Here is a 23,199-nt window from a genome sequence, read left to right on the forward strand (position 1 = left end):
GACCGTGTGAAAGCAAAAACCGTTTGCGCCATGGCCATGGTCCATGCCGTGGTCATACAGCATGTCGCCGCCGCAGAGAGCGATTTGCAGTTTAATCCTGCTTTCCTCAGCGGTGAGAACGAGAACATCGCCGATCTCTCATGGGTCAATGCGCGGAATGCGTTACCGCCCGGCGAGTACAATATTAATGTTTATATTAATAACAATTACGCTTTCACCGGCAACGTGAAGTTCAGCATCGACCGGAGCAAGGGGCAAGACGAAGCCCTGCCCTGCGTCACGCCAGCGCAAATAGCTGCGCTGGGTATCGATAGCCGTCAGGCCAAAGACGAAGCGCTGCCGCTGGCCCGGCCATGCTATTTTTTAGACGCGCTCTTCCCGGGCGCCCGCTTTGATTTCGACCAGAAAACGCTCGCCCTCAGTTTCAGCCTGCCGCAGAGCGTTATGCGTAATCTGCCAAGGGGCTATGTCAGCCAGGAAAGCTGGGAGTACGGTATCCACGCCGCGTGGATGAACTATATCGTCAACGGTTCCAGGAATGAGTTTCGCGGCGACACGCGGATCCGCGATCGCCAGCTCTTCGCCAGCCTGAACAGCGGCGTGAACCTCGGGGCGTGGCGGCTGCGCGATTACACCACGTGGACTAAACAGAGCAATAAGCTTACCCACGTGCAAACCTGGCTCCAACGGGATATCCCCGCTCTGAGCGCTCAGGCCTACGTCGGAGAGACCTACACTTCCGCACAACTTTTTGATGCCGTAGGCCTGCGCGGCGTAACGCTGAAAACAGATGACAATATGCTGCCCGCCAGCCTGAGTGGGTACGCGCCGGAAGTTCGCGGTATCGCACGGAGTAATGCCACCGTAACCGTACGGCAGAACGGTAACATTATTTATCAGACAAACGTCCCCGCCGGGGCCTTCATCCTGAAAGATCTCTACCCCACTTCATCGGGCGGCGATTTATCCGTGACCATTCAGGAGAGCGACGGCAGCAAAACCCAGTACACCGTTCCGTTTGCCAGCGTACCGAACCTGGTACGTTCCGGGCAGCTGAAATATGCCTTCAATGCCGGGAAGTTTCGTCCCGTCGGCAATCAGGACTCCCCGTCGTTCGCCCAAAGCGAACTATTTTACGGCTGGCAGCACGGCCTCACTTTTTACGGCGGCGCGCAGCTGTCTGCAAACTATCGCGGGCTGGCGCTCGGCGTAGGGCAAAATCTCGGGCGCTTTGGCGCCTACTCGCTGGATGTCACTCACGCGAACAGCAGGCTGGCGAACGAGCGTCGCTACAGCGGAGATTCCCTGCGCCTGCGATACGGCAAACGGCTCAACGACTTTGGCACGCGCTTTAATTTCTATTCGCTGCGCTATTCTACTCAGGGGTTCTATACCCTCAGCGATACGGCCTACAAAGGGATGAAGGGCGGCGTAGCAAAACAGGTGGTCGAGGCTGACGGTAGCGTCACTACCCGTTATGAGAATCTTTATAACCTGCATCTGTTGCGCAAAGCGAAAAACCAGCTGCTGCTGTCGCAGCCGATGGGCGGATTCGGCTCGCTCTCGCTGTCATGGGATCAGCAAACCTACTGGCATACCCCTGACAAGACGCAAAGCATACAGTTGGCGTGGAATGCCATGTTCCGTCATGTCGCCGTTGGCGTCAGTTTTCAACGCAGCGGCAACCTGTTCGCTAACCAGAATGAAAATATCTTCGCCCTGTCGCTCTCCGTCCCTTTTGGCACGCCACAGCTGGCGACCCGCGCACGCTTCACCACCACGCATGCCGGCTCAACGGGAGCGAGCAATAGCGCTGGCCTCAGCGGCTACCTGCCCGGTATGGAGAATGTGTTCTATAGCGTCAATCAGCGTTACAGCGCGCAGCAACAGTACGGCGCCGATACCGCCTTACAGTACGCAGGTCCATGGGGAGACTACAACATGGGCTATAGCTACTCCCGCGACTCGCGCAACCTGAGCTACGGCATGAGCGGCGGCGCGGTTCTTCATGAAGATGGTCTGACGCTGAGCCAGCCGCTGGGAAACACCAATATTCTGATCAAAGCGCCGGGGGCCGGCAACGTGTCGGTGCTCAACCATAAAGGCATCAAAACCGATAGCCGAGGCTATGCGGTGATCCCCTATGCCACGCCGTATCGCGTCAATCAGGTGGCGCTGGATGTCACTACCGCCGGAAATGACGTTGAGCTGGAGAACGCCATCGTCAGCAAAACGCCGACCGATGGCGCGTTGGTGCGGGCCACTATGGTCACGCGCCAGGGGGCTAAAGCCCTGTTCGTCATTCGTCGCCACCATGAGGTGCTACCGTTTGGCGCCGTGGTATCGCTTGCCGATGAGCAAACCAGCAGTATCGTTGGCGATGCCGGCAGCCTGTATCTGCCGGGCTTGCCTCTTGAAGGCACGCTGCACGCCGTCTGGGGACAGGAAAGCGGCAAAAGCTGCAGCGTTAAATATCGTCTGCGTCAGCAGGACTATAACCCCCGCACCGGCCTCTATTCACAGGAGGTGATATGCCAGTAACAACCCGCCTGCCCGCTATCGCGCTGTTTGTTGTCCTGACTGTCCCCGCTTACGGCTATGACGTTCTGGTCTCGGTGAGCGGTCATTTAATCGGCAATACCTGCATCGTCTCCGCGGATTCCAAAGAACAGAGCGTTCCGCTGGGCACCATCGGTATTAAGCAGTTTCGCGAAGCGGGTGCGGTGAGCAATATCAAAAGCGCCTTCACATTAAAACTGGAAGAGTGCGGCCCCACCTTTACCGGAGCGAAGATCCGCTTTAGCGGCACGCCGGACGAACTCAACCCGCAGCTGATTAAGGTCGCAGACGGCGGCGCAACCGGAGTCGCGGTACAAATCCTCGATAAAGACGGCATTCAGGTGCCGCTGGAAAGCCAAACCACGGCCTACGGTGTCTCGGGAGATGAAAGCGTACAGATGACCTTTTATGCACGACTGGTGGCCACGGGGGCCGCCGTCAATACCGGAGAAGTGTCAGCCTTCGCCACCTGGACTACGGAGTATCAATGATGCGTTTTTTACTGCTTATCGGCTGGCTGTGCGCCAGTACACACGTTTTTGCCCTGAACTGGAAATCCGATATTACGCTCTCTCCGCAGCCGATGACCTATACCGGCCCTGCCGATTCCGTCGTCCCTGGCAACATCATCGGCTCGACGTGGATCGCCACGGTCAGCGTGCAACAGGTGTTCTGGTGCGGATATATTTTTACCTGTAGCAAAGGCACGCTCGAACCGAGCAGCAGCGCGGTTCTCGCCGGACTCTCGGTCAACGTTGATGGCGCAAACTACACCGTTTTTGCAACCGGGGTTCCCGGAATCGGCTATATTCTTGGCCTGAAAGATTTCAACGGCTCGACCTACATACCGTTACAGAACGGGGTGACCCAAAGTTATCCCGCCGAGGGCACCAGCGGCATGGCGTTTGATTTAGGCTGGTCGGCGAAGCTGACCTACATCAAAACCGATAGTGCGCTGAAAACGGGCGTCTACGCCATCCCGACCATTAATGCCGCCATCCTGACGGCGTATAACAACGAAACCAAAACCGCTCAGGTGATCATTGACCCGACCACCGTGACGGTGACGGCCAGCGGCTGTACGGTCGGCACAGACAGCGCCAGTGTCGAACTGGGTACCCTTGATGTACGTACGCTACCCGACGTGGGCGATACCTCGCCGTCAGGCGCATTTAACGTCAGCCTCACCTGCGACGAACAGGTGGCGCTCTATGCGGTAATGACGGATCAGACGACGCCATCAAACACCTCCTCCACCGTGACCCTGACCGGCGACTCCACCGCCTCCGGGGTGGGGGTTCAGTTCTTTTACAACGGCAGCGGTCCGCTGATGATGGGGCCAGACAGCTCAGCGTCGGGCACCACCAATCAGTTCTTTATCGAGACCACCACGGCAGTGCAGGCGCTCTCTTTGCCCTTTCAGGCGCGCTACGTTCGTACCGGTCCTCTGGTACCAGGCTCCGCCAATGCCCTGGCGAGTATTACCTTTTCCTACCAGTGAGCGGTCCGCCCACTATGCGTGGTGAGTAAAACGATAAGCGTGAACGCAAAGGTCCGGGACATCGCCCGGGCCCGTTTTTGCTCACCTCAGCGCACCTGACAACCGGCACGCTCCCTGCCCTACGCTACCAGCGGTAATAGATATGCTCCGCATGCTCACGGGCCGCCGCCTCATCGCCCTGCAGACGCGCCGCCACCGTCAGGGAAAAATCAAACACCTTCCCGAGCCCCCGGCCGCTAATCAGATTGCCGTCCTCCACCACATCCGCGTCAACATAGACGCCGTCGGTCACCTGCCGCCAGAGCTCGCCGGAACAGACATAGCGGCGGCCTTTCAGCAGGCCGTTGCCCCCCAGCACGCGCGCCGCGGCGGAACAAATCGGGCAGAGATATTTGCCCAGTTCATCGTGGCGGCGCACAAAGGCGATAACCTGCTCGTTTTGGGCCAGAGAGACACTCCCTTCTGGCCCGCCCGGCAGGATCACCGCGTCAAAAGTCTGGTCTGTGCTTTCCGCCAGCGTACTGTCCGCTATCATCGGAATAGCGTGGTAGCTGACGACCTCCCGCGTCTGCGCGCAGGCGATCGTCTGTACGTGGATATTCAAGCGCCGTAAAACATCGATTGCGACAATCGCTTCCCCTTCTTCGAAGCCCGGGGCCAACAAAACGGCTACCGTTTTCATGTTCTCTCTCTCCATTCCGCCCTTACCACCACGAGTACCAGGTCTGGCGCAGGCGTACCAGTGCTTCAAGATAGAAGTAGTCACCCCAGCTGCAGCACTGATCCACCCCTTTTCCACTGCCCATATGATAAACCGAGTGCTTGAGCAGCCCTTCGGTCGGGTCATCGTCGGTCGCCAGATAGTTATCGGTCAGCGACTGGACGATACGCAACGCCATCTCCTCGTAATGCGCGCGATGCCCATCGAGCGCCGGCAGCGCGTTGACCAGCTCCAGCAGGCCACAGGCGGTAATTGCCGCCGCCGAGCTGTCGCGTACCGCGTCGGTACCGAGCAAGGCCAGATCCCAGTGGCACACATCATCTTCCGGCAGGCGGTTCAGGAAGTAGTGGGCCAGACTGCGCGACAGCTCCACCATATTTTTATCACCGGTATAGCGATAGCTGAGCAGGAAGCCGTAGATGCCCCATGCCTGGCCGCGGGACCAGCAGGAGGTGTCGCTATAGCCCTGATGGGTGTTGCCAAAACGCGGCTCGCCGGTGTTCACGTCAATGTAGTAGGTGTGGTAAGTCGAGGCGTCTTCACGCACGATATAGCGCGCCGCCTGTTGCGCATGAGCCGTGGCCGCCTGCGCATAGCGCGGGTCCCCGGTCTGCTCGCTGGCCCAGTAGAGCAGCGGTAAATTCATATTGCAGTCGATGATCATCCGCCCCTGCTGTTCGGGGTCGTTCAGATCCCCCCAGGCCTGAATGATTCTGGCCGTCGGGTTATAGCGCTCCATCAGCGTTTCCGCGGCCAGCAGCGCGCTCTGGCGGGCGGCTTCGTTGCCGGTGAGTCGCCATGCGCTGACGCAGGAGAGGGTATAGAGAAACCCCAGATCGTGCGTCGCCGTATCGATACGCTCCTCGATGCGCCGGGCAAAAGAGGGCAAGTAGCGCTCGGCAGCCTCGCGATAGGCGGGATTACCGCTCATTTCCCACGCCAGCCACAGCTGGCCCGGCCAGAAGCTGGTCGTCCACTCGACGTTTTCAGAGCGTGGCCAGATCCCGTTCTCACAGGCCTCGCCCGGGAATTTATCGCCAAATGCGACAATATTTCTATCGAGCTTGCGGGTCACTCTGGCCAGCGCATCGTCGAGCTTCTGGCGCAGCGCCAGCCGGTCGACCTGATACAGTTCGACGGGACGGAGGGCTTCGGTAATCACCTTTTTGGTCATAACAACTCCTGAATTAATGTTTGGCCGGTTCAACCGGGTTGGTGTCCAGCGCCGGGGAAAAAAGTCGCGATGCGTCCCATGTAGAGCGGCAGCGCGAAAGCGTAAAAGCGGAGATAAGGGTAAACAGCAGGGCGCAGCTGCCCATCAGCAGATAGGTATGCTCAAAACCGATTTTGTCGTAGAGGTAGCCCGCCGGCGGCGCCACCACAATTGAACCCACGTAGATCATCGCCTGATAACCCAGCAGGTACATCGTGGCGTTGACTCGGCGATCAAAGTGCTCGGCAATGTATTTAAAGACCGAAATCAGCAACAGCGCGATTTCGACGCCATAAAACGGTTTAATAATCGAGATGATCAGCGGATCGCTGGTCAGGCCCGAAGCGATCAGCCTGGCCCCGACAACGCAGCCGCAGAACAGCAGCCCCCGTTTTGCGCCGTAGTGATTCACCAACAGCGGAATGAACATCATCATCACGAACTCCATCCCGGACTGCACGGTACTCAGGTAGCCATACCAGGCATTCCCCTGCTCTTTGGTGGCAAAAAAGGAGACGAAGTAGCGTGGAAACTGCTGCTCAGCAATAAACATCATCCATGCGACACCGGCGACATACAGGCTGAACATCCAGAATTTGCGGCTTTTCAGTAACTGCATCACGTCGCTAAAAACGATTTTGTTCGCTGAAATCACGCTGTTATTACGCAGCTGCTCATCGCCAATTTTCAGGCTGATTAACACCAGCAGCATCAGGAGCGATGTACTGCTGCTCAGCAGAAAGTTAGCCAGCGGCGAGAAGTTGAACAGCAGCCCGGAAACGGAGGCGGCCATCGCCCAGCCGAGCGATCCCCACATACGAATACGGCCGAACTCCAGGCCGTACAGCCGGCTAAAACGATCGGCATAGGATTCCGATGCCGCGACGCCCGCATACCAGCCAAGACTTAAATAGAGCGCGCCAAGGGTGATGCCGATCGTCGTGTGGCTTTGCAGCAGGGGTTGATAGACGAAGACAAAGAACGGCGCCATCAGGGCCGACACGGCACAGACAAAATAGAGCAGCCATTTGCTCATACCGATCTTATCCATGATGTAGCCGTAGACCGGCTTCAGGATCACCGCGAACACGCCGTTGATGGCGAATACGCTGCCGATGGTGATGCTATCGAGGCCGACTTTCTGGCTCAGCCACAGCGCGTAGAGGCCAAAGCTGGAGGACCAGGTAAAAAAGTAGAGAAAGATAAAGGCGCTCATTTTGTACTGTGCGCCACGCACAGAGGATGAAGGGGTCATAGGACGTTCTCCGGGGACAGCGTGAGATGTTTTTCTTCCTGTGCCGTCACGAAGCGTACAGCATCATCGCCAATGAAGGCCTGCGGACAACCCTGCGGTGCAAAGGTGTCGGGATTCCCCGCCCAGACCGCGCTTAACAACAGATGAGTTCCTGGTGCTAAATCACCGCGTAACACCGGAACCGCCGCGCGTTCGGCAAACAGCAGATTGCTGTTGGGCGGCGTCAGTATCGCCTCGCCGCAGCGCCTTTGCGGGCTCAGGCAGAGAATGGCCGACGTGTCGGCAGGGGTGATGATCCGGCACCCGCTCTCCCCGTCCAGCACCTGAGGCAGGGGGCGGTTCGGCACGCTGAATCCCCCTTCGGCCGTATCAAGCGCGCGGGCAGTGTGGATACGATGTACGCGCAGCTGCCAGTCGCCCATCGCGATAAGCCAGGTTGCAATCACCACATCGCGCCACGGCCGCCAGCGGCTATAAATCATGCCATCGGCAGTCGTCACCGCGTCACAGTCGCGCCGCCCGCGCCAGTAATCATCTTTCTCACACAGCAGCAGCATGGAGTCAGGCGCAGCGTGACTTAACCCATAGCGCCCGCGCTCAATGGTGAATCCGTAGCGCGTGGAGTAGGCAAACTTGCAGTATTTCGCTTCGGTATTGACGAAGTTATTCAGCTCAAGCTGGCCGGAGGTCAGCATCCACAGGTGATCGGTCTGATGCACCAGCACCTGGTCGGCATGCTTAATGCTGTGCTGCGCGGCGATCGTTGGCAGCGGCAGCTCCGGCTCCTGCCAGAAGGGAGCATCCTCACCCATCGCCAGAACCAGCATGGTTTTCAGGGCCCAGTAGGGAGAACCCGGCGCATTGTAATCCTCCGCCATGATCAGATTCGGGTAGCTATAGCCCACGCTCAGCACGCCATCACGATCGAACAGAGGTTGCTTCAGCCACCAGCGAAGATGGCGCAGGACGATGCCCTTGATCACTCCCGGGGAGAACGCCTCCAGCCCGGCAAAAGCCGCCGCGCTCCAGAAAGCCGCCTGAGCAAAGCGATAGGTCAGGCTGCGACCAAACGGCACGGCCGCCCCGTCGTCGGCAAAAAAATGGATAAAGTCTGCGGAAAACAGCAGCGCCCGATGACGCAGTTCAGCGCAGCGCAGCGGGTCGATATCGGCCATCAGCTTCGCGTAAATCAGCCCGTAGAAGTGAAAGCCCATCGAAATGTAATAGTCCCGCGGCCTGTCCGGGCCATCGGAATACCAGCCGTCGCCCAGGTAGTAGCCCTCCATGGCGCTAAAATGCGCTTCCCGCACCTGAGGATTAGTCGGCATCCCGGCGTGATGAAAACCGACCTGTACCAGAATGGGAAAGAAGTGCCAGTTATTGTCCGGGATCGCCTGCGTTTCACTCTGTTTTAACCAGCGCCAGAGATGGGTTTTCTCCTGCTCGTTGAAATGCGCCAGCACGCGATCGCCCGCCAGCGCTAACAGCAGACCATAGACGGCCATCTCCACGATGCGCTGATCGTAGGGGTTCACTTCTCCCCAGTAATCGGCATGCTGCGGGTTGGTGCCGTTTTTAATGGCCTGCAGGTAGAAAGAAAACTGTGACGGCTCGCTGCCGCCGGCCAGCAGCGGCGTGACGCCCCACAGCAGACGCGAGAAGGTTTCCATACTCGCCACCTGTTGCCCGTAATGGGCGGTGAAATTCGCCAGATCGACACGGCTGGCATCATTTTTAAAATTGGGCGACACGGCATTCAGCAGCTCATTAACCAGCTGCCGGAGGTCGTTGCGGGTTCTTAAAGGGTTGGTCAGATGAATATTTTCAGGTTGCAAAAGGTCCTCCCGTCATGACACGAGAATTAGATAAGTTATTGTTATTTCGATTTTATAAAATTGTTTATACGTCAACAGGAGGAAGAATAGTCGCTTTTATTTGTGCGGCTAAGTGAGCACAATCACAAAATTAAACCGCCATTTCATTTTCGCTGGATATTTCACGCAGACGGGGGGATAAATTGCAAATGATGGCGTAAAAATTTAAATCTATTGTCCTGGAGGAAAAATGAGTGAACCGCAGCGACTGGAACGCATCACACTCGATAGCCGGGCGATCTCTTTTAACCGCTTGCGCTCAACCAGCGCGTCTTACTATCACTGGCACCAGTGCGTGGAATTCCTCTATATCTCCAGCGGCTATGGCATTGTGGTGGTAGATAACCAGCACTACACCGCTCGCCCGGGACGCATGTTTATTTTTCCACCGTTTCGCCTGCACAAAGTCCAGGTCGACCACAGCGAGAAAAATCCCTACCACCGCACCACGATGCATATTGAACAGTCGGTGGTTGAAAGCATTATGCGGGGGTTTGCGCGCCATCAGGCCCAGTTTGCCGCGCTTGCCGCCAGCAATGCGCCGGCACAAATTTACGACCTCAGCGAACACGGCCCTTTCATGGAGAGAATTCTGACGCAATTTGACGGGCTGTATCACGGCGGGCAGATCGCCACCAGCGAGGTTGCCTTTCTGGTGATGCAGATAATGGGTTTTCTCCCCGCGCTGCCCGAGCCATGTATTCCCCGGCAGCAGACGGTCGCGTCGCGGATTATGAGCTGGGTGGAGGCTCACTACGCCCACAAATTTTCGCTCGATGAACTCGCCCAGGCGCTGGGCCTGTCGCGCAGCTACACCTCGCGCATATTCCGCCAGCAAACGGGCGGCTGCATCCACGAGTATCTGCTGACGCGCCGAATAAAGCGCAGTTGCGATCTCCTGCGTAACACCACCGTCAGTATTGATGAGATTGCGGCCGAAGTCGGGTTTAGCGAAGTCACCTACTTTATTACCTGCTTCAGGAAGATGATGGGCCAGACGCCGCTGCAGTACCGCAAGGCGAGTCTGGCCAGAAACAGCGTGCTCACGTAGCCCGCGGGGCTACTTCGAGACGTCCGCGCCGAAATACTGGCTGGAAATTCGCTGGTAGCTGCCGTCGGCGCGAATATCGGCGATGGCGGCATCGATCGCCTGGCGCAACTCCGGTTCCCCTTTGCGGATCAGCACCGCCTCCTGTTCGGCATCGGTTCTTTCCGCCACGATTTTCACCGGCGCGTCGGGCTTGTGTTTCTTGAAATCGAGGAACGAGAGGTTGCTGTTGATGGTCGCATCCGCGCGCCCCTGTGACACCAGGGCGATTGACTGATCAAAGCCATCCGTTCCCACGACCTCCGCGCCATTTTCACGGGCAATTTGCGCGTAGTTGCTGGTTAACGTATGGGCGGACTTTTTGCCCTTCAAATCTGCAAAGGTGTGAATATCCTGATTATTGTTATTCACGATGAGTACCGCTTTCGGGGTGATATAGGGGACCGAAAAATCATATTTCGCCTGACGCTCCGGGGTGATCGAGACCTGATTAATCACTGCGTCGTAGCGGTGAGCGTCCAGCCCGGCCACCAGACCGTCCCACTTGCCCTCGACAAACTCCGCTTTCACGCCAATCCGGCGGGCAATTTCACGCGCGATGTCGACATCAAACCCCACCAGCTTGCCGGAGGTATCATGATAGGTAAAAGGCGGGAAGGTCCCTTCGGTACCCACTTTAAATACCCCCGCTGATTTTATCTGCGCCAGGTTTTCCCCGGCACAGGCCGCGTGCGTCACGCTCAGCTGAATGGCGGTAGCCAGCAATGCGCTCATCAATACTTTCATCATTCACTCCTTAATCTGAATTGCCGGATTATTTTTTTAAATTTCCCAGGAATCGGGAAACGTCTCAGTCAGCGTGGAAATAAAAAGCTGCGTACGCGTTTTCTTTGCCCGGGTAAAAATGTCCCGCGAAGTCCCGCTCTCCACAATCTGGCCGGATTCGAGGAACACCACCTGGCTGGCAATATTTGCCGCCAGCCGAAGATCGTGGGTCGCCATCAGCATCGTCGTTCCCTCCTGCGCCAGCTGGCGCAAAACGGCAATCACTTCCTGGGATAGCTCAGGATCCAGCGCCGAGGTCGGTTCATCGCAAAGCAGCACTTTCGGCGAGGGGGCCATCGCCCGGGCAATGGCGACCCGCTGCTGCTGGCCGCCGGAGAGCATCGCCGGCCAGGCATGGCGTTTGTGCGCCAGCCCGACTTTGGCCAGCAGCGCTTCCGCCCGCGCCCTCGCCCGCTCACGGGGCCATTTCTGCACCACCACCAGCCCCTGCATAATATTTTCCAGCACCGACAGATGCGGAAATAACTGGAAGTTCTGAAAGACCATGCCGGTTTGCTGGCAAATACGCCGAACGTCTTTTCTTTTTGGCGCCGCGGCGGGAGAAAAAATAATCTCCTCATTACCAATCGTTAATTTCCCGGCCTGCGCGATTTCCAGTAAATTAATGCAGCGTAATAATGTACTTTTGCCGCTGCCAGATGGGCCAATCAGCGCCGTCACGCTGCCCTCAGGAATCGTTAGTGAAATATCATGCAGCACCTTCTGGCGGGAGAAACTCTTTTCAAGTCCGGACAGCGTTATCATGATGTTCTTCCTTTACCAGCGTATTTCTTTCTAAACGTAATTCCAGCCGGGACTGTAAATATGATAAGACCGAACTAATTAATAAATAGAGCAGAGCCGCTTCGCTATACAGAATCAGCGGCTGATAGGTGACGGCGGCAATACGCTGGGCGGCTAAAAACAGCTCCGGCACGGTAATTACCGAGGCCAGCGAGGTATCCTTAACTAAGGAAATAAAGGTGTTCGACAGCGGCGGCACCGCCACTCTCGCCGCCTGCGGCAGAATAATATAACGCAGCGATTGCCCCCAGCTCATGCCAATAGAATGCGCGGCCTCCCACTGCCCTTTGGCGACCGACAGCAGCGTCGCCCTGATCACCTCCGAGGTAAAGGCGCCGACGTTCAGGGTAAAGCCGATAACCGCGGCCGGAAAGGCATCAAGGGTGATCCCGACGCTGGGCAGGGCGTAAAAAATCAGAAACAGCTGCACCAGCAAAGGCGTGCCGCGGATAATCCAGACATAAAAACGCACCACGCTTTTCAACGGCGCCGGGCCATATAAACGAATCAACGCGACGATAAACCCCAGCAGCAGACCGAGGGAAAATGAAATTAACGTAATGGGGATAGTAAAAACCAGCCCGGCATAGAGCATCGGCCAAAACGAGCTTATTGCTAATGAAATAAATTCCGGCACATATCACCTTTTTGCAAACCAGCACTTTTTATTACTGCCCTTTCCGGGGAGCAGCTTATTAAAAGAGCTTATCATGCAGAACATCGCCTCAGCATGTATCAATACCGGCATTAAATAGCCGACTTTGTGCTTTGCGCGGCCCGACCGCGACTTCTTGCTGCCGCACCTGCGGCACGTCGCTGATGCTGCCGGTGAATTAGCGCAGCTGGCGAAAATAATATTAACCAGCCATAACAATGCCTGTCAGCCTATGGAATATTTTCGACAATCCTTTGCCGAAATAAAGATAAGCGCCGCCGGAAAAGCGATAATTCGGTGAAAAACACGGCAAAAAAGACCTTATCTGGAAATCAACACGCCCAGGCGGCTAACAGGCTTTCCCTCCGGACGGCTAAAAAGCATCTTATATTCCATTTCGCTCTTAATGCCGGACAAATATTCTTTAAAATACCAATTTTGCAGACCTACCATTCAAATATCTCGATACGAATGGGCAAATAGTTATGTCAGTCTTTCACTCCATTAGCGACCTTATTGGGCACACTCCCCTGCTTCAACTGCATAAGCTGGATACCGGCCCCTGCAGCCTGTTTTTAAAGCTGGAAAACCAGAACCCCGGCGGGTCGATCAAAGACCGCGTCGCGCTGTCGATGATCAACGAGGCGGAACGGCTGGGTAAATTAAAACCCGGCGGTACCATTATTGAAGCGACGGCGGGTAACACCGGTCTGGGACTGGCGCTTATCGCCGCACAAAAAAATTACGCCCTGACGCTGGTGGTTCCCGACAAAATGAGCCGGGAGAAAATTTTCCATCTCCGCGCCCTGGGAGCCAAAGTGCTCCTCACCCGCTCGGATGTGAATAAGGGCCACCCCGCCTATTATCAGGATTATGCGCGCCGCCTGGCGGAGGAAACCCCGGGCGCGTTCTATATTGACCAGTTCAATAACGAAGCCAACCCGCTGGCGCACGCCACCACTACCGCGCCCGAAATATACGATCAGCTGGACGGCGATATCGACGCCATCGTCGTCGGCGTCGGCTCCGGGGGAACCCTCGGCGGCCTGCAGGCCTGGTTTGCCAGACATTCACCAAAAACCCAATTTATTCTTGCTGACCCGGCGGGCTCGATCCTTGCCGACCAGGTTGAAACCGGGCGCTACGGTGAAACAGGCTCCTGGCTGGTCGAAGGGATTGGCGAAGATTTTATCCCGCCGTTGGCCCATCTGGATGGCGTCCGAACGGCCTATCGCATCAGCGATGGCGAAGCGTTCGCCACCGCCAGACAGCTTTTACAAACCGAGGGGGTGCTTGCCGGTTCGTCAACGGGCACCTTACTGAGCGCCGCGCTGCGCTATTGCCGGGCGCAGACCAGTGCTAAACGCGTGGTCACCTTCGCCTGCGACAGCGGCAACAAATACCTCTCCAAAATGTTTAACGACGACTGGATGCGTCAGCAGGGCCTACTGAGCCGGCCGACCCGCGGCGATTTAACCGATTTTATCGCCCTACGCCACGATGAAGGGGCTACCGTTACCGCCGCTCCGGACGACACCCTCGCCGCCATTCTCGCGCGCATGCGTCTGTATGACATTTCGCAGCTGCCGGTGCTGGAAAACGGCCGCGTCGTCGGCATCGTCGATGAGTGGGATCTGATCAGCCACGTCAAGGGCGACAGCCGACGCTTTTCACTGCCCGTTGGCGAGGCGATGACCCGCAACGTAGAAACGCTGGATAGACACGCGCCGGAAAGCGCACTGAAAGCCATTTTCGATCGCGGCCTGGTGGCCGTTATCGCTGACAACGAACGCTTTTTGGGTCTCATCACCCGCAGCGATGTGCTGACGACCTGGCGCAACCGACTTGAACACTAAGGATGAAAGATGAAAAATTTACATACATTGAGCGTACACAGCGGCGTCTTTAACGATGGGCACGGCGCCGTTATGCCGCCGATTTACGCCACCTCCACCTTTGCCCAACCCGCGCCGGGGCAGCATACCGGCTATGAGTATTCACGCAGCGGCAACCCGACCCGCCACGCGCTGGAGACGGCGATTGCCGAGCTGGAGAGCGGCAGCCGCGGCTACGCGTTTGCTTCAGGGCTGGCAGCGATTTCCACCGTCCTTGAGCTGCTGGATAAAGACAGCCATCTGGTGGCCGTCGATGATGTCTACGGCGGGACCTGGCGCCTGCTTGAGAACGTCCGCCGTCACAGCGCGGGGCTGCGGGTAAGCTGGGTCAAACCCGACGATCTGGTCGCTCTTGAAGCCGCTATCCAGCCGGATACACGCATGATCTGGGTTGAAACCCCGACCAACCCGCTGCTGAAGCTGGCGGATCTCAGCGCTATCGCGGCGATTGCCCGTCGGCACAATATTATCAGCGTCACCGATAACACCTTTGCTTCGCCGGTCATCCACCGCCCCCTCGAGCTGGGCTTCGATATCGTGGTCCATTCGGCGACCAAATACCTGAACGGCCACTCCGACGTTGTCGCCAGGCTGGCGGTCGTCGGTGACAATCGCGAACTGGCGGAGAAGCTGGGCTATCTGCAAAATGCGCTGGGCGGCGTACTTGACCCGTTCAGCAGCTTCCTGACGCTTCGCGGTATCCGGACTCTCGCGCTGCGTATGGAACGTCACAGCAGCAATGCGCTGGCCCTCGCCGAATGGCTTGAACAGCAGCCGCAGGTGGAAAAAGTCTGGTTCCCGTGGCTGGCATCGCATCCCCATCATCAGCTGGCGCGCCGGCAGATGGCGCTGCCGGGCGGGATGATTTCAGTGGTGGTGAAAGGCGATGATATCTATGCGCAGCAGGTCATCAGCAGGTTGAAGCTGTTTACTCTGGCAGAGAGTCTGGGGGGCGTGGAGAGCCTGGTCAGCCAACCGTTCAGCATGACCCATGCTTCAATTCCGCTGGAACAACGGCTGGCCAATGGCATCACGCCTCAGTTGATCCGTCTCTCCGTCGGGATTGAAGATCCGCAGGATCTGATCGCCGACTGGCAGCACGCATTACGTGACTGAACAAGAAATCCGCCGCCGGAATCATGCTGGTCACGGCAGGCCAGCAGATTTTCATGGCGTAGTGTGGATTTGCCTGATGTATGCCGATGTCTGTCAACGGTGGTTTAGGAGAAGGAACGTTTTGTGGCGCGGGTCTACGGAATCCTGACAGGCCGCACGCGGGTGCGCCAGCGTTCGCCCGAACGACCTTAAAATAGCCGGCCCGCTAACCGTCGTTCATAAATAGCCTTTTCCCTCTTTCAGCACATGCTCTACGAAGCGGGTCAGCTTCGGCAGCGGGCGAAGATCCTGCCGCCAGAGTAAATGTACCGGGCGCGGATGCGGGGTATAGGCCTCCAGCACGCGCACCAGTTTGCCGCTGGCCAGCGCCTCGCTCAGTAAGACCTCAGGCTGGAGCAGCAGCCCGGCGCCGGCTATCGCCGCCATGCGCAGGCCGTAACCATCATTGCAGCGCAGAATCGCATCGCGCTTCCAGCGCACCGCGTCTTGCGCCCCCGGCAATGTCCACTCATTACGCGCCGTCCACACCGTATGGGACAGGCAAAGGTGATCGACCAAATCCGCCGGTACGACTGGCGTGCCGTGACGAGCCAGGTAAGCGGGCGCGGCGCAAATCACCATCCGATATGGACAGAGATATTTCGCCACCAGATCGGTGTGGTGAATATCACCAATACGGATCGCCAGATCGAAGCCCTCATTGACGAGATCGACCATCCGGTTAGTCAGATCCAGTTCGATGCGAACATCCGGCCACCCCTGTAAAAAGGAGGCGGTCAGCGGCGCAATCACGCAGGCGCCAAAAGAGGTCGGCGCGCTGATGCGCAGCGTCCCGGCCGGCGCCAGTCGCAATCGTTCGACCGAGCTTTCGGCAATCGCAACCTGTTCAAGTACCCGTTTGGCCTCTTCATAATAGACGCGCCCGGCATCGGTCAGACTCTGGCGCCGGGTGTTGCGCTCAAGCAGTCGGGTGCCCAGCTCTCGCTCCGTCAGGGCGATATATTTGCCGACCATCACCGCCGACATCTCCAGCCGCGATGCCGCGTCGGTAAAACTGCCGCACTCCACCACGGCAATAAATGTCTCCATTCCGCGTAGCTTATCCATATTACAAACCTCTGGTTAGTAATCATCTAACTTTTAGCCAGTTTATCCGATAACTGTTTCATTAAAGAATAGAGGCTCACAACCGATCAGGAGTCAGCCATGAAAATCGTCGTTATTGGTGCCAGCGGTACCGTCGGGCGCGCCGTCGCCGAAGAACTGAGCCGTCAACATCAAGTCATTCGCGTAGGTCGCACTCAGGGCGATCTTCAGGTGGATATCACCTCTCAGCCGAGCGTCGAAGCCCTGTTTGAAACTGTCGGCCGGGTCGATGCGATTGTCTCGGCCACCGGCAATCTGTTCTTTGGCCCGCTGGCGTCCATGACGGACCGGGATTTCAACCAGGGCCTGCAGGACAAACTGCTGGGGCAAATCCGCCTGGCGCTAACCGGGCAGCATTATCTCAATGAAGGCGGTTCGATTACGCTTATCAGCGGCATTGTGGCCCATGAACCGATTGCCCAGGGCGTCAACGCCACAACGGTGAATGCCGGGCTGGAGGGCTTTGTCCGCGCCGCCGCCTGCGAACTACCGCGCGGGATCCGTATCAACCTGATAAGCCCCACCGTATTAACGGAGTCGCTCGCCGCGTATGACGGTTTCTTCCCCGGCTTCGCCAGCGTCCCTGCCGCCGCCGTTGCCCAGGCCTATCGCCGCAGCGTGGAAGGGATACAGAGCGGCCGGGTGTACACCGTAGGCTACTGACCGCGAGAGCACCGTCAGCCTCTGCCCGGGCAGAGGCCGTCATCCCCGGTGTAATAGCCGGGGATGACGGCCGTTTCCAGCAGCGACATTCACGACAAGATAAAGAGAAAAGAGAACACTCCGTGTTGTAAATATTGATCTACTGCACACTCCCGATAAATGCACTTCATGGTGCAGTGCTGCGCACAATATATTCCGTTTCGCCATCCTTTCAACACCTCAATCATCGCACACCATGGTGTAACAGACTGATTTACAGGGTGTAAGTGGTATTCCCGTATAAATATCATTGCTTAATATTGGCACGATCGCTTTTCCACATATTTATCAGGCCTTTCTCATTCGACGGTACAACCAATCATTCCAGGCAATGGCCACCGCCACGGAGTTTTATCTGCCTGAAAATAGCCTTCCAGCGGGTTAATTATTAAATCCCAATTAAAGCAGCATAAATCGCTAAAAAATAGATTTGACGGTTTATTCAGCGCGTTGATTCAGGATGGCGGATGCAGGTAAAGCATTTTTTTTATATCGACGTTCGACATTTTTAATAATTTCCAAAATGATACGAGATTGTGACAATAGTAAACGAAATGTTATGATGAGTAGATTAGCTGTACTCCTCATTGGAATATCCATCTAACGCTGATTTAGCCCTACAGTGATGAGAGAGCACCATGACTAAACCTCAATCCGTTCACGTTGAAAACCTCGAAAGTAATACTATAAGACCTATTCCTCTTAATATGCGGCACGGTAAACCCGGCGATCTTTTTACCATTTGGTTCGGCTCGAATATCATGTTATTAACCGTGATCACCGGTGCCATGTCGGTGACCATTTTCCACCTTTCTTTTTTCTGGTCCGTTATTGCCCTGCTTATCGGCAGCCTGGTTGGCGGTCTTTTTATGGCATTGCATTCGGCGCAGGGCCCGAGGCTCGGCGTGCCGCAAATGGTGCAAACTAAGGGGCAGTTTGGCTCCTACGGCTCGGTACTGGTAGTATCGATCGTGGTATTAATGTATATCGGATTTACTGCCTCCAGCCTGGTATTAGGCGGGCAGTCAATGCACGCTATCTATAAGCCGATGAACTCCGACGTCGGGATTATTGTCGTCGGGGCACTCAGTTTATTCGCCACCATCTTTGGCTATAAAATCATCCACTCCTACGCCAGAATTATGTCGTGGATTTCCGGTATTGTGCTGGCTGCCACATTTCTGTGGATCGTGTTTGTGCACGGCCTGCCGGTCGATTTCCTCGATCGCGGCGGCTTCAACAAGGTTGGCTTCCTCGGCGCGGTATCCATTGCGGCGCTGTGGCAGCTGGCCTATGCCCCCTATGTCTCTGACTATTCACGCTATATGCCCTACAGCACCAACGATAAAAGCGTTTTTTATGCCAGCTATTTTGGCTGCATTTTAGGCTCCTACCTGCCGATGGTCCTCGGCGTGCTGGTGGCTGTCTGTATTAGTAATGATGATATTATTCAGGGCATTATCGATCTAACCGGCGGAATGGGCGCCGTAGTCATTGTGGTACTGGCGCTGGGGATCGCCGCCACAAACTCCATGATGTTGTACTGCGGAGTTCTCTGCACCTTGACCCTGGGCCAGACTTTTATTGATGGCTGGTCGCCGATGGCCCGCGCCAGAATAATCACCGCCATCCTCACGATGATTCTCGAAATATCACTGGCGATCTATGGTCAGGAAAACTTTTTATTAATCTACACCAACTTTATTACCGTGCTATTATATGTGCTGGTGCCGTGGACGGCGATTAATCTGGTGGATTACTACCTGGTCGCCCATGGCGAATATGAGGTTGAGTCCTTCTTTAAACGCGATGGCGGAATCTACGGTTATTTTAATGCCACGGCTATTTTCTGCTATTTACTGGGAATCGCCGTGGAAGTGCCGTTTATGTCGACGGCGATCTATACCGGACCTGTTGCGCTGTCATTTGGCGGGGCAGATTTATCATGGATTATTGGTTTGCTGGTCGTTTCTCCTGTCTATTATTACCTCTCCAGAGCGAAGACGGTCAAAAAGATGGCCTTTGCGAAAGAGAAAATTTAAAGCAATATATTCCCTCAGTCATCATTTAGCTCCGGACAGGTTCCGGAGCTTTTTTTATTCCGCCGCGGGCAACAGGAAAAGACCGCGGCGAAATAAAGAACGGCCGCAGCGAAAAGAGATAACGGAAAAAATGCGGGAAAAGAGGATTGCGGAAATGCGCCCGGGTCCGGGCGCAAAAGATTCAGGAGGCCGCCATCCAGTGGCGCAGGTTATCCAGCATCGCCAGACATTGATCCAGCTGGCTCAGAGCAATAAATTCATCCGGCTTGTGTCCCTGCTCCATACTTCCCGGCCCACAAATCAGCGTTGCCACGCCCGCTTCGTCAAACAGCCCACCTTCCGTGCCAAAGGCGACGGTGGAGAAGGTATCATTTCCCGCCCATTGCGCCAGCCAACCGGCAAAGGCCGACTGCGGATCGCTCAGCAGACCGGGATACTGGCTGAGCGGCTGAAAGCGGATCGTTGCCTCCGCCGCCACCGCGCGCATCGCCTGCACCAGTTCATCGTTGGCATACGCCTGCAGCCCGGTGAGCGTCTCGTCGAGCGACACATCCGGCAAATGGCGGATTTCAAAATCGAACTGGCAGCGCTCAGGCACAATATTGAGCGCCGCGCCACCCGTAATCAGCCCCACCTGAACGGTACTGTACGGCGGGTCGAAACGCGCATCCTGCCTGAGCGCCAGCTTTTCACCCAGTACGCCTAAGCGGGTAATCAGCTTCGCCGCATACTCAATGGCATTCACACCATCGGGGGCATAGGCCGAATGGCAGGCCTTACCGTGAATATGGCAGCGCATGGCTAGTTTACCTTTATGGCCGTAGACCGGGCGCATCTCCGTCGGCTCACCGATAATGCACAGGGCGGGCTTATCCTTTGAGGCTTTAAGATGGTTCACCAGACTGCGGACGCCGAGACATCCCACCTCCTCATCATAGGAAAAGGCCAGGTGCAGAGGCATGCTTAACGGCTGTGCGAGGAAGGCGGGAACAGAGGCCAGCACGCAGGCGATAAAGCCCTTCATGTCGGTGCTGCCGCGCCCGTAGCACAGGCCATCGCGGAGGGTGAGTGCAAAAGGAGGGACCGTCCAGCGCTGGCCGTCAACCGGAACCACATCGGTATGGCCGGAGAGCATTACGCCCCCCGGCCCCGGCGGCCCCAGGCGGGCGTAAAGATTGGCTTTTTTGCCGTCGTCATCGTAGAACAGCCGGCATTCAATGCCAAAACCGCTCAGAAAGCGGTTTATGTAATCGATCATCTCGAGATTGGATTCGCGACTGGTGGTATCAAAAGCCAGCAGCGTTGCCAGTATCGACTTCACCTCATTATTCATCGCCCGGTACTCCGTAACTGGGGGCCTCCCGCGGGTCGAGCGCGCGCGTGATATAGGCCTGCATCTGCGGCTCATAGGCCTGCCAGAGCGCGGCCAGCTCGCCAATGGGATCCTCCTCGCTCCAGTCAATACGCAAATCCACCAGCGGCCACGAATAGTCATCCACAACCTTCACCGCCGCAGAGTGAACCGGGCCGGCTTCACCGCCGCAGGCCAGACCGGCCTGTAGCGCGGCCAGCAGGCGCAGCGCCATTTCGCCTTCGCTCTGCTGAAAACCCGTCACCATTGCCTCAATAACCGCCGTGCTGGCCAGCATATTTCCAGCGGCAATGCAGTTTTCTCCTTCGGCAACATGATAAATACCAAGGGTTTTATCGCCGCTGAAGGCGGCGGTTTGTCCGTTGGCGTCGATGGCGATGATCTGCCGGTAGCGGCTAAAATCGTCCTCCGCCAGCGCCCTGCGCAACGCGATGTCCGGCGCGAATCCCTGTTCCAGTTGCGCTAACGCCAGCTGACCCAGCGCCGGTAACGTGATGTTCTGACTGGATACCGCCCCCACCCCGGCCTGTAGCCAGGGACAGCGGGCGCCGACGGCAATGCTGGAGGAGCTGAGCGCAATACCAAACTGCCCGCTTTCCGGGCAATATGCTGCGATAGAAAAGGTCATCGTCGCTCCTTACTTCACGAAATCATCGGGAATGACGGCAATCACATCGATCTCCATCAGCCATTGCGGCTGCGCCAGCGCTGAAATCACCAGCCCCGTGGAGATCGGGAACACCCCCTTCAGCCATTTACCCACCTCCTGATACACCGGCTCACGATAACGTGGGTCAATGATATAGGTCGTGGTTTTCACGATGTGCGACAGGTCGCTTCCGGCCTCTTCCAGCAGCTGTTTGACGTTTTTCATCGCCTGCTCGGCCTGAGCCTGCGGGTCGCCCAATCCGACCAGGTTACCGGCAAAATCGGTTCCCACCTGACCGCGCACGTAGACGGTATTCCCGGCGCGAACCGCCTGGCATAAATCGTTATCCAGGCTCTGATTAGGGTAAGTCTCTTTGGTATTAAACATGCGAATACGGGTATGCGTTGGCATCTTGTTTATCCTGTTTAGTGGGCGAACGTTCAGCGCCGATCGGCGGCCTGGTACTGGCTGTACTTACGCTGAGTGGCAATATGGTCAGCAATGTGTTTTGCGTCATGCCAGACGCCCCAGATGAAGGTTGACCCCCGGCGCGACAGCCACGGCAATCCGAGAAAATAGACCCCGGGTTCGCTGGAGACGCCGCGTTGATGCTGCGGACGGCGTTGCTCATTAAAAGCATTCACGTTGAGCCAGCTGTAATCCACCGCGTAGCCGGTCGCCCAGATAATGGTGGCGATCCCCGCCTCCGCGAGATTCAGGGAGAGGATCGGCGAAGTCATGCACGGCGGATCAGGTAAAAACTCGCGGGCGGCAGGTTCTTCCGGTAGATCCAGGCCATTGGCCGCGATGTAGGCATCTGCGGCATCCAGCAGCGCCAGGTAGTTCTCATCCCCGCGACGAATGTTGTCGCACAGATCCGGCTGGAAGGTCGCCATCCCGGATTCAAAGGCTTTCGTCAGCCCGACCAGGGTGATGCCGCGATGCGCCAACTCGCGGAAGTCCACGGTGTGCCCGCCATGGGCGCCGCTGACTGCGATAGTGACATGCTCTTTGCCCGGCGCGCTGGCGGGGGCGTCCCACATGCCCAGCACCCCCAGCCACCAGCAGAAGTCCCGGTTGCGATATGCGCGCGGCGGGCGGTCATGCGCGCCGACGGATAAATAGACCCGGCGGCCGGCACGCTGAAGCTCGTCGGCAATTTGCACGCCGGAAGAGCCCGCGCCAACGACCAGCACGGCGCCCTCAGGAAGCTGCTGCGGGTTGTAGTATCGGGCGGAGTGGATTTGATGAAGGCTGCTCTCTTTTGGCGCAATCGGTGGAATAACCGGTTTTTGAAACGGCCCGGTCGCGGCAACAATACGCTGGGCTTCAATAACGCCCTCCGTGGTCTCAATGGTAAACCCCGGTCGTCCGCTGTTGCGAACCGCGCTTTTAACTTCAACGCCGGTACGCACCGGCAGATTGAAGGCCCTGACGTAATCTTCAAAGTATTCCGCCACATCGTCTTTGGGAATGAAGCTATCGGGATTCCCCCCTTTAAATTCCATCCCCGGGAAACGGTCGTGCCACGCCGGACCATTCGCCACCAGCGAGTCCCAACGCCCGCTTCGCCAGGCTTCAGCGATGCGGTTTTTCTCGATAACCAGATGTGAGATCCCCAGCTTCGTCAGATGCTCACTCATGGCAATACCGGCCTGACCCCCGCCAACAATCAACGTATCAATGTTCGTTTTTTCTACGGTCATAAATGTGTCCTTCGAATGGTGTTCAATCGCCAGGAATAAACCACTGCGCAGGACCGAGGTTAATAAACCGTAACAAGCAGGTAAATTATTATAAATTTAGAACCTGAGAATAAAAT

At 56.8% G+C, this 23,199-nt stretch carries 20 protein-coding genes; 8 read left to right on the plus strand and 12 right to left on the minus strand.

Annotated features, from left to right (window positions below; all coding sequences use genetic code 11):
• Window positions 1–6: 6 nt before the first annotated feature.
• The 3 genes from ROR01S_RS06135 to ROR01S_RS06145 are packed head-to-tail and all read left to right on the plus strand — an operon-like array spanning window position 7 to window position 4,060.
• Window positions 7–2,541: a fimbria/pilus outer membrane usher protein gene (locus tag ROR01S_RS06135; protein ID WP_015585724.1), complete on the plus strand. Its 2,535-nt coding sequence runs from the start codon at window positions 7–9 to the stop codon at window positions 2,539–2,541.
• Window positions 2,532–3,050 carry a fimbrial protein gene (locus tag ROR01S_RS06140; protein ID WP_004867604.1) on the plus strand — a complete coding sequence of 173 codons (519 nt, stop codon included), beginning with the start codon at window positions 2,532–2,534 and terminating at the stop codon, window positions 3,048–3,050. Before ROR01S_RS06135 ends, ROR01S_RS06140 begins: the two co-directional genes overlap by 10 nt.
• Entirely contained in the window at window positions 3,050–4,060 is a 1,011-nt protein-coding gene (locus ROR01S_RS06145) for a fimbrial protein (RefSeq protein ID WP_015585723.1), read from the plus strand. Before ROR01S_RS06140 ends, ROR01S_RS06145 begins: the two co-directional genes overlap by 1 nt.
• A gap of 124 nt (window positions 4,061–4,184) precedes the next feature.
• Here ROR01S_RS06145 and ROR01S_RS06150 read toward each other — a convergent pair whose 3' ends face one another.
• Genes ROR01S_RS06150 through ROR01S_RS06165 form a run of 4 tightly spaced genes read right to left on the minus strand, consistent with a single transcriptional unit; the run spans window position 4,185 to window position 9,084 of the window.
• On the minus strand, window positions 4,185–4,742 hold the full coding sequence (locus ROR01S_RS06150) for a DJ-1/PfpI family protein (RefSeq protein WP_015585722.1): 558 nt from the start codon (window positions 4,740–4,742) through the stop codon (window positions 4,185–4,187).
• 22 nt (window positions 4,743–4,764) lie between these two features.
• On the minus strand, window positions 4,765–5,955 hold the full coding sequence (locus ROR01S_RS06155) for a glycoside hydrolase family 88 protein (RefSeq protein ID WP_004867610.1): 1,191 nt from the start codon (window positions 5,953–5,955) through the stop codon (window positions 4,765–4,767).
• A 13-nt stretch (window positions 5,956–5,968) separates the two neighbouring features.
• Entirely contained in the window at window positions 5,969–7,249 is a 1,281-nt protein-coding gene (locus tag ROR01S_RS06160; protein WP_015585721.1) for an oligosaccharide MFS transporter, read from the minus strand.
• Entirely contained in the window at window positions 7,246–9,084 is a 1,839-nt protein-coding gene (locus ROR01S_RS06165; RefSeq protein WP_064359208.1) for a DUF2264 domain-containing protein, read from the minus strand. The genes ROR01S_RS06160 and ROR01S_RS06165 overlap by 4 nt, the downstream gene beginning before the upstream one ends.
• Before the next feature lie 229 nt (window positions 9,085–9,313).
• Here ROR01S_RS06165 and ROR01S_RS06170 point away from each other — a divergent pair, with 229 nt between their 5' ends.
• Window positions 9,314–10,174, plus strand: coding sequence for an AraC family transcriptional regulator (locus ROR01S_RS06170; protein WP_064359209.1), 861 nt, complete (start codon window positions 9,314–9,316; stop codon window positions 10,172–10,174).
• A 9-nt stretch (window positions 10,175–10,183) separates the two neighbouring features.
• Here the strand turns inward: ROR01S_RS06170 and ROR01S_RS06175 are convergent, their stop codons facing one another.
• Genes ROR01S_RS06175 through ROR01S_RS06185 form a run of 3 tightly spaced genes read right to left on the minus strand, consistent with a single transcriptional unit; the run spans window position 10,184 to window position 12,395 of the window.
• Window positions 10,184–10,957 carry an amino acid ABC transporter substrate-binding protein gene (locus ROR01S_RS06175; protein ID WP_004867623.1) on the minus strand — a complete coding sequence of 258 codons (774 nt, stop codon included), beginning with the start codon at window positions 10,955–10,957 and terminating at the stop codon, window positions 10,184–10,186.
• A gap of 36 nt (window positions 10,958–10,993) precedes the next feature.
• Window positions 10,994–11,761: an amino acid ABC transporter ATP-binding protein gene (locus ROR01S_RS06180; protein ID WP_004867626.1), complete on the minus strand. Its 768-nt coding sequence runs from the start codon at window positions 11,759–11,761 to the stop codon at window positions 10,994–10,996.
• Window positions 11,739–12,395 (minus strand): amino acid ABC transporter permease, encoded by a 657-nt coding sequence (locus tag ROR01S_RS06185; protein ID WP_004867630.1) that lies wholly within the window; start codon window positions 12,393–12,395, stop codon window positions 11,739–11,741. The genes ROR01S_RS06180 and ROR01S_RS06185 overlap by 23 nt, the downstream gene beginning before the upstream one ends.
• A 539-nt stretch (window positions 12,396–12,934) precedes the next feature.
• On the opposite strand from ROR01S_RS06185, the gene ROR01S_RS06190 reads away from it, so the two are divergent.
• Together ROR01S_RS06190 and ROR01S_RS06195 are read left to right on the plus strand one after the other, a co-directional pair.
• Window positions 12,935–14,311, plus strand: coding sequence for a pyridoxal-phosphate dependent enzyme (locus ROR01S_RS06190; RefSeq protein ID WP_160873388.1), 1,377 nt, complete (start codon window positions 12,935–12,937; stop codon window positions 14,309–14,311).
• A gap of 9 nt (window positions 14,312–14,320) precedes the next feature.
• Window positions 14,321–15,466 (plus strand): trans-sulfuration enzyme family protein, encoded by a 1,146-nt coding sequence (locus ROR01S_RS06195; protein WP_064359210.1) that lies wholly within the window; start codon window positions 14,321–14,323, stop codon window positions 15,464–15,466.
• A 216-nt stretch (window positions 15,467–15,682) separates the two neighbouring features.
• Here ROR01S_RS06195 and ROR01S_RS06200 read toward each other — a convergent pair whose 3' ends face one another.
• The gene (locus ROR01S_RS06200; RefSeq protein WP_064359211.1) at window positions 15,683–16,573 is read right to left on the minus strand and encodes a LysR substrate-binding domain-containing protein; all 891 of its coding nucleotides are present in this window, start codon (window positions 16,571–16,573) and stop codon (window positions 15,683–15,685) included.
• Between the two features lie 99 nt (window positions 16,574–16,672).
• On the opposite strand from ROR01S_RS06200, the gene ROR01S_RS06205 reads away from it, so the two are divergent.
• Both ROR01S_RS06205 and ROR01S_RS06210 read left to right on the plus strand, forming a co-directional pair.
• Window positions 16,673–17,275 carry a short chain dehydrogenase gene (locus ROR01S_RS06205; protein ID WP_004867646.1) on the plus strand — a complete coding sequence of 201 codons (603 nt, stop codon included), beginning with the start codon at window positions 16,673–16,675 and terminating at the stop codon, window positions 17,273–17,275.
• Between the two features lie 677 nt (window positions 17,276–17,952).
• Window positions 17,953–19,356: a purine-cytosine permease family protein gene (locus tag ROR01S_RS06210; protein ID WP_004867649.1), complete on the plus strand. Its 1,404-nt coding sequence runs from the start codon at window positions 17,953–17,955 to the stop codon at window positions 19,354–19,356.
• 181 nt (window positions 19,357–19,537) lie between these two features.
• Here the strand turns inward: ROR01S_RS06210 and argE are convergent, their stop codons facing one another.
• From argE to ROR01S_RS06230, 4 genes are read right to left on the minus strand one after another with little or no spacing between them, the layout of a single operon-like run.
• Complete coding sequence (argE, locus tag ROR01S_RS06215; protein WP_004867651.1) at window positions 19,538–20,689, minus strand: acetylornithine deacetylase; 1,152 nt, start codon at window positions 20,687–20,689, stop codon at window positions 19,538–19,540.
• The gene (locus tag ROR01S_RS06220; RefSeq protein ID WP_004867657.1) at window positions 20,682–21,356 is read right to left on the minus strand and encodes a DUF1028 domain-containing protein; all 675 of its coding nucleotides are present in this window, start codon (window positions 21,354–21,356) and stop codon (window positions 20,682–20,684) included. The genes argE and ROR01S_RS06220 overlap by 8 nt, the downstream gene beginning before the upstream one ends.
• A gap of 9 nt (window positions 21,357–21,365) precedes the next feature.
• A complete protein-coding gene (locus ROR01S_RS06225; RefSeq protein WP_004867660.1) occupies window positions 21,366–21,788 on the minus strand; it encodes a RidA family protein in 423 nt (140 codons plus the stop codon).
• A 29-nt stretch (window positions 21,789–21,817) separates the two neighbouring features.
• Window positions 21,818–23,083, minus strand: coding sequence for a flavin-containing monooxygenase (locus ROR01S_RS06230; RefSeq protein ID WP_004867662.1), 1,266 nt, complete (start codon window positions 23,081–23,083; stop codon window positions 21,818–21,820).
• Between the last annotated feature and the right edge of the window lie 116 nt (window positions 23,084–23,199).

The sequence above is a fragment of the Klebsiella ornithinolytica NBRC 105727 = ATCC 31898 genome (assembly GCF_001598295.1).
Lineage (GTDB): Bacteria > Pseudomonadota > Gammaproteobacteria > Enterobacterales > Enterobacteriaceae > Klebsiella > Klebsiella ornithinolytica.

Bases quoted from the DNA above. Each gene is read 5' to 3' on its own strand.
- ROR01S_RS06140 (WP_004867604.1), top strand. From the start codon at position 2,532: ATGCCAGTAACAACCCGCCTGCCCGCTATCGCGCTGTTTGTTGTCCTG.
- ROR01S_RS06145 (WP_015585723.1), top strand. From the start codon at position 3,050: ATGCGTTTTTTACTGCTTATCGGCTGGCTGTGCGCCAGTACACACGTT.
- ROR01S_RS06150 (WP_015585722.1), bottom strand. From the start codon at position 4,742: ATGAAAACGGTAGCCGTTTTGTTGGCCCCGGGCTTCGAAGAAGGGGAA.
- ROR01S_RS06155 (WP_004867610.1), bottom strand. From the start codon at position 5,955: ATGACCAAAAAGGTGATTACCGAAGCCCTCCGTCCCGTCGAACTGTAT.
- ROR01S_RS06160 (WP_015585721.1), bottom strand. From the start codon at position 7,249: ATGACCCCTTCATCCTCTGTGCGTGGCGCACAGTACAAAATGAGCGCC.
- ROR01S_RS06170 (WP_064359209.1), top strand. From the start codon at position 9,314: ATGAGTGAACCGCAGCGACTGGAACGCATCACACTCGATAGCCGGGCG.
- ROR01S_RS06175 (WP_004867623.1), bottom strand. From the start codon at position 10,957: ATGAAAGTATTGATGAGCGCATTGCTGGCTACCGCCATTCAGCTGAGC.
- ROR01S_RS06180 (WP_004867626.1), bottom strand. From the start codon at position 11,761: ATGATAACGCTGTCCGGACTTGAAAAGAGTTTCTCCCGCCAGAAGGTG.
- ROR01S_RS06185 (WP_004867630.1), bottom strand. From the start codon at position 12,395: ATGCTCTATGCCGGGCTGGTTTTTACTATCCCCATTACGTTAATTTCA.
- ROR01S_RS06195 (WP_064359210.1), top strand. From the start codon at position 14,321: ATGAAAAATTTACATACATTGAGCGTACACAGCGGCGTCTTTAACGAT.
- ROR01S_RS06200 (WP_064359211.1), bottom strand. From the start codon at position 16,573: ATGGATAAGCTACGCGGAATGGAGACATTTATTGCCGTGGTGGAGTGC.
- ROR01S_RS06205 (WP_004867646.1), top strand. From the start codon at position 16,673: ATGAAAATCGTCGTTATTGGTGCCAGCGGTACCGTCGGGCGCGCCGTC.
- ROR01S_RS06210 (WP_004867649.1), top strand. From the start codon at position 17,953: ATGACTAAACCTCAATCCGTTCACGTTGAAAACCTCGAAAGTAATACT.
- argE (WP_004867651.1), bottom strand. From the start codon at position 20,689: ATGAATAATGAGGTGAAGTCGATACTGGCAACGCTGCTGGCTTTTGAT.
- ROR01S_RS06220 (WP_004867657.1), bottom strand. From the start codon at position 21,356: ATGACCTTTTCTATCGCAGCATATTGCCCGGAAAGCGGGCAGTTTGGT.
- ROR01S_RS06225 (WP_004867660.1), bottom strand. From the start codon at position 21,788: ATGCCAACGCATACCCGTATTCGCATGTTTAATACCAAAGAGACTTAC.
- ROR01S_RS06230 (WP_004867662.1), bottom strand. From the start codon at position 23,083: ATGACCGTAGAAAAAACGAACATTGATACGTTGATTGTTGGCGGGGGT.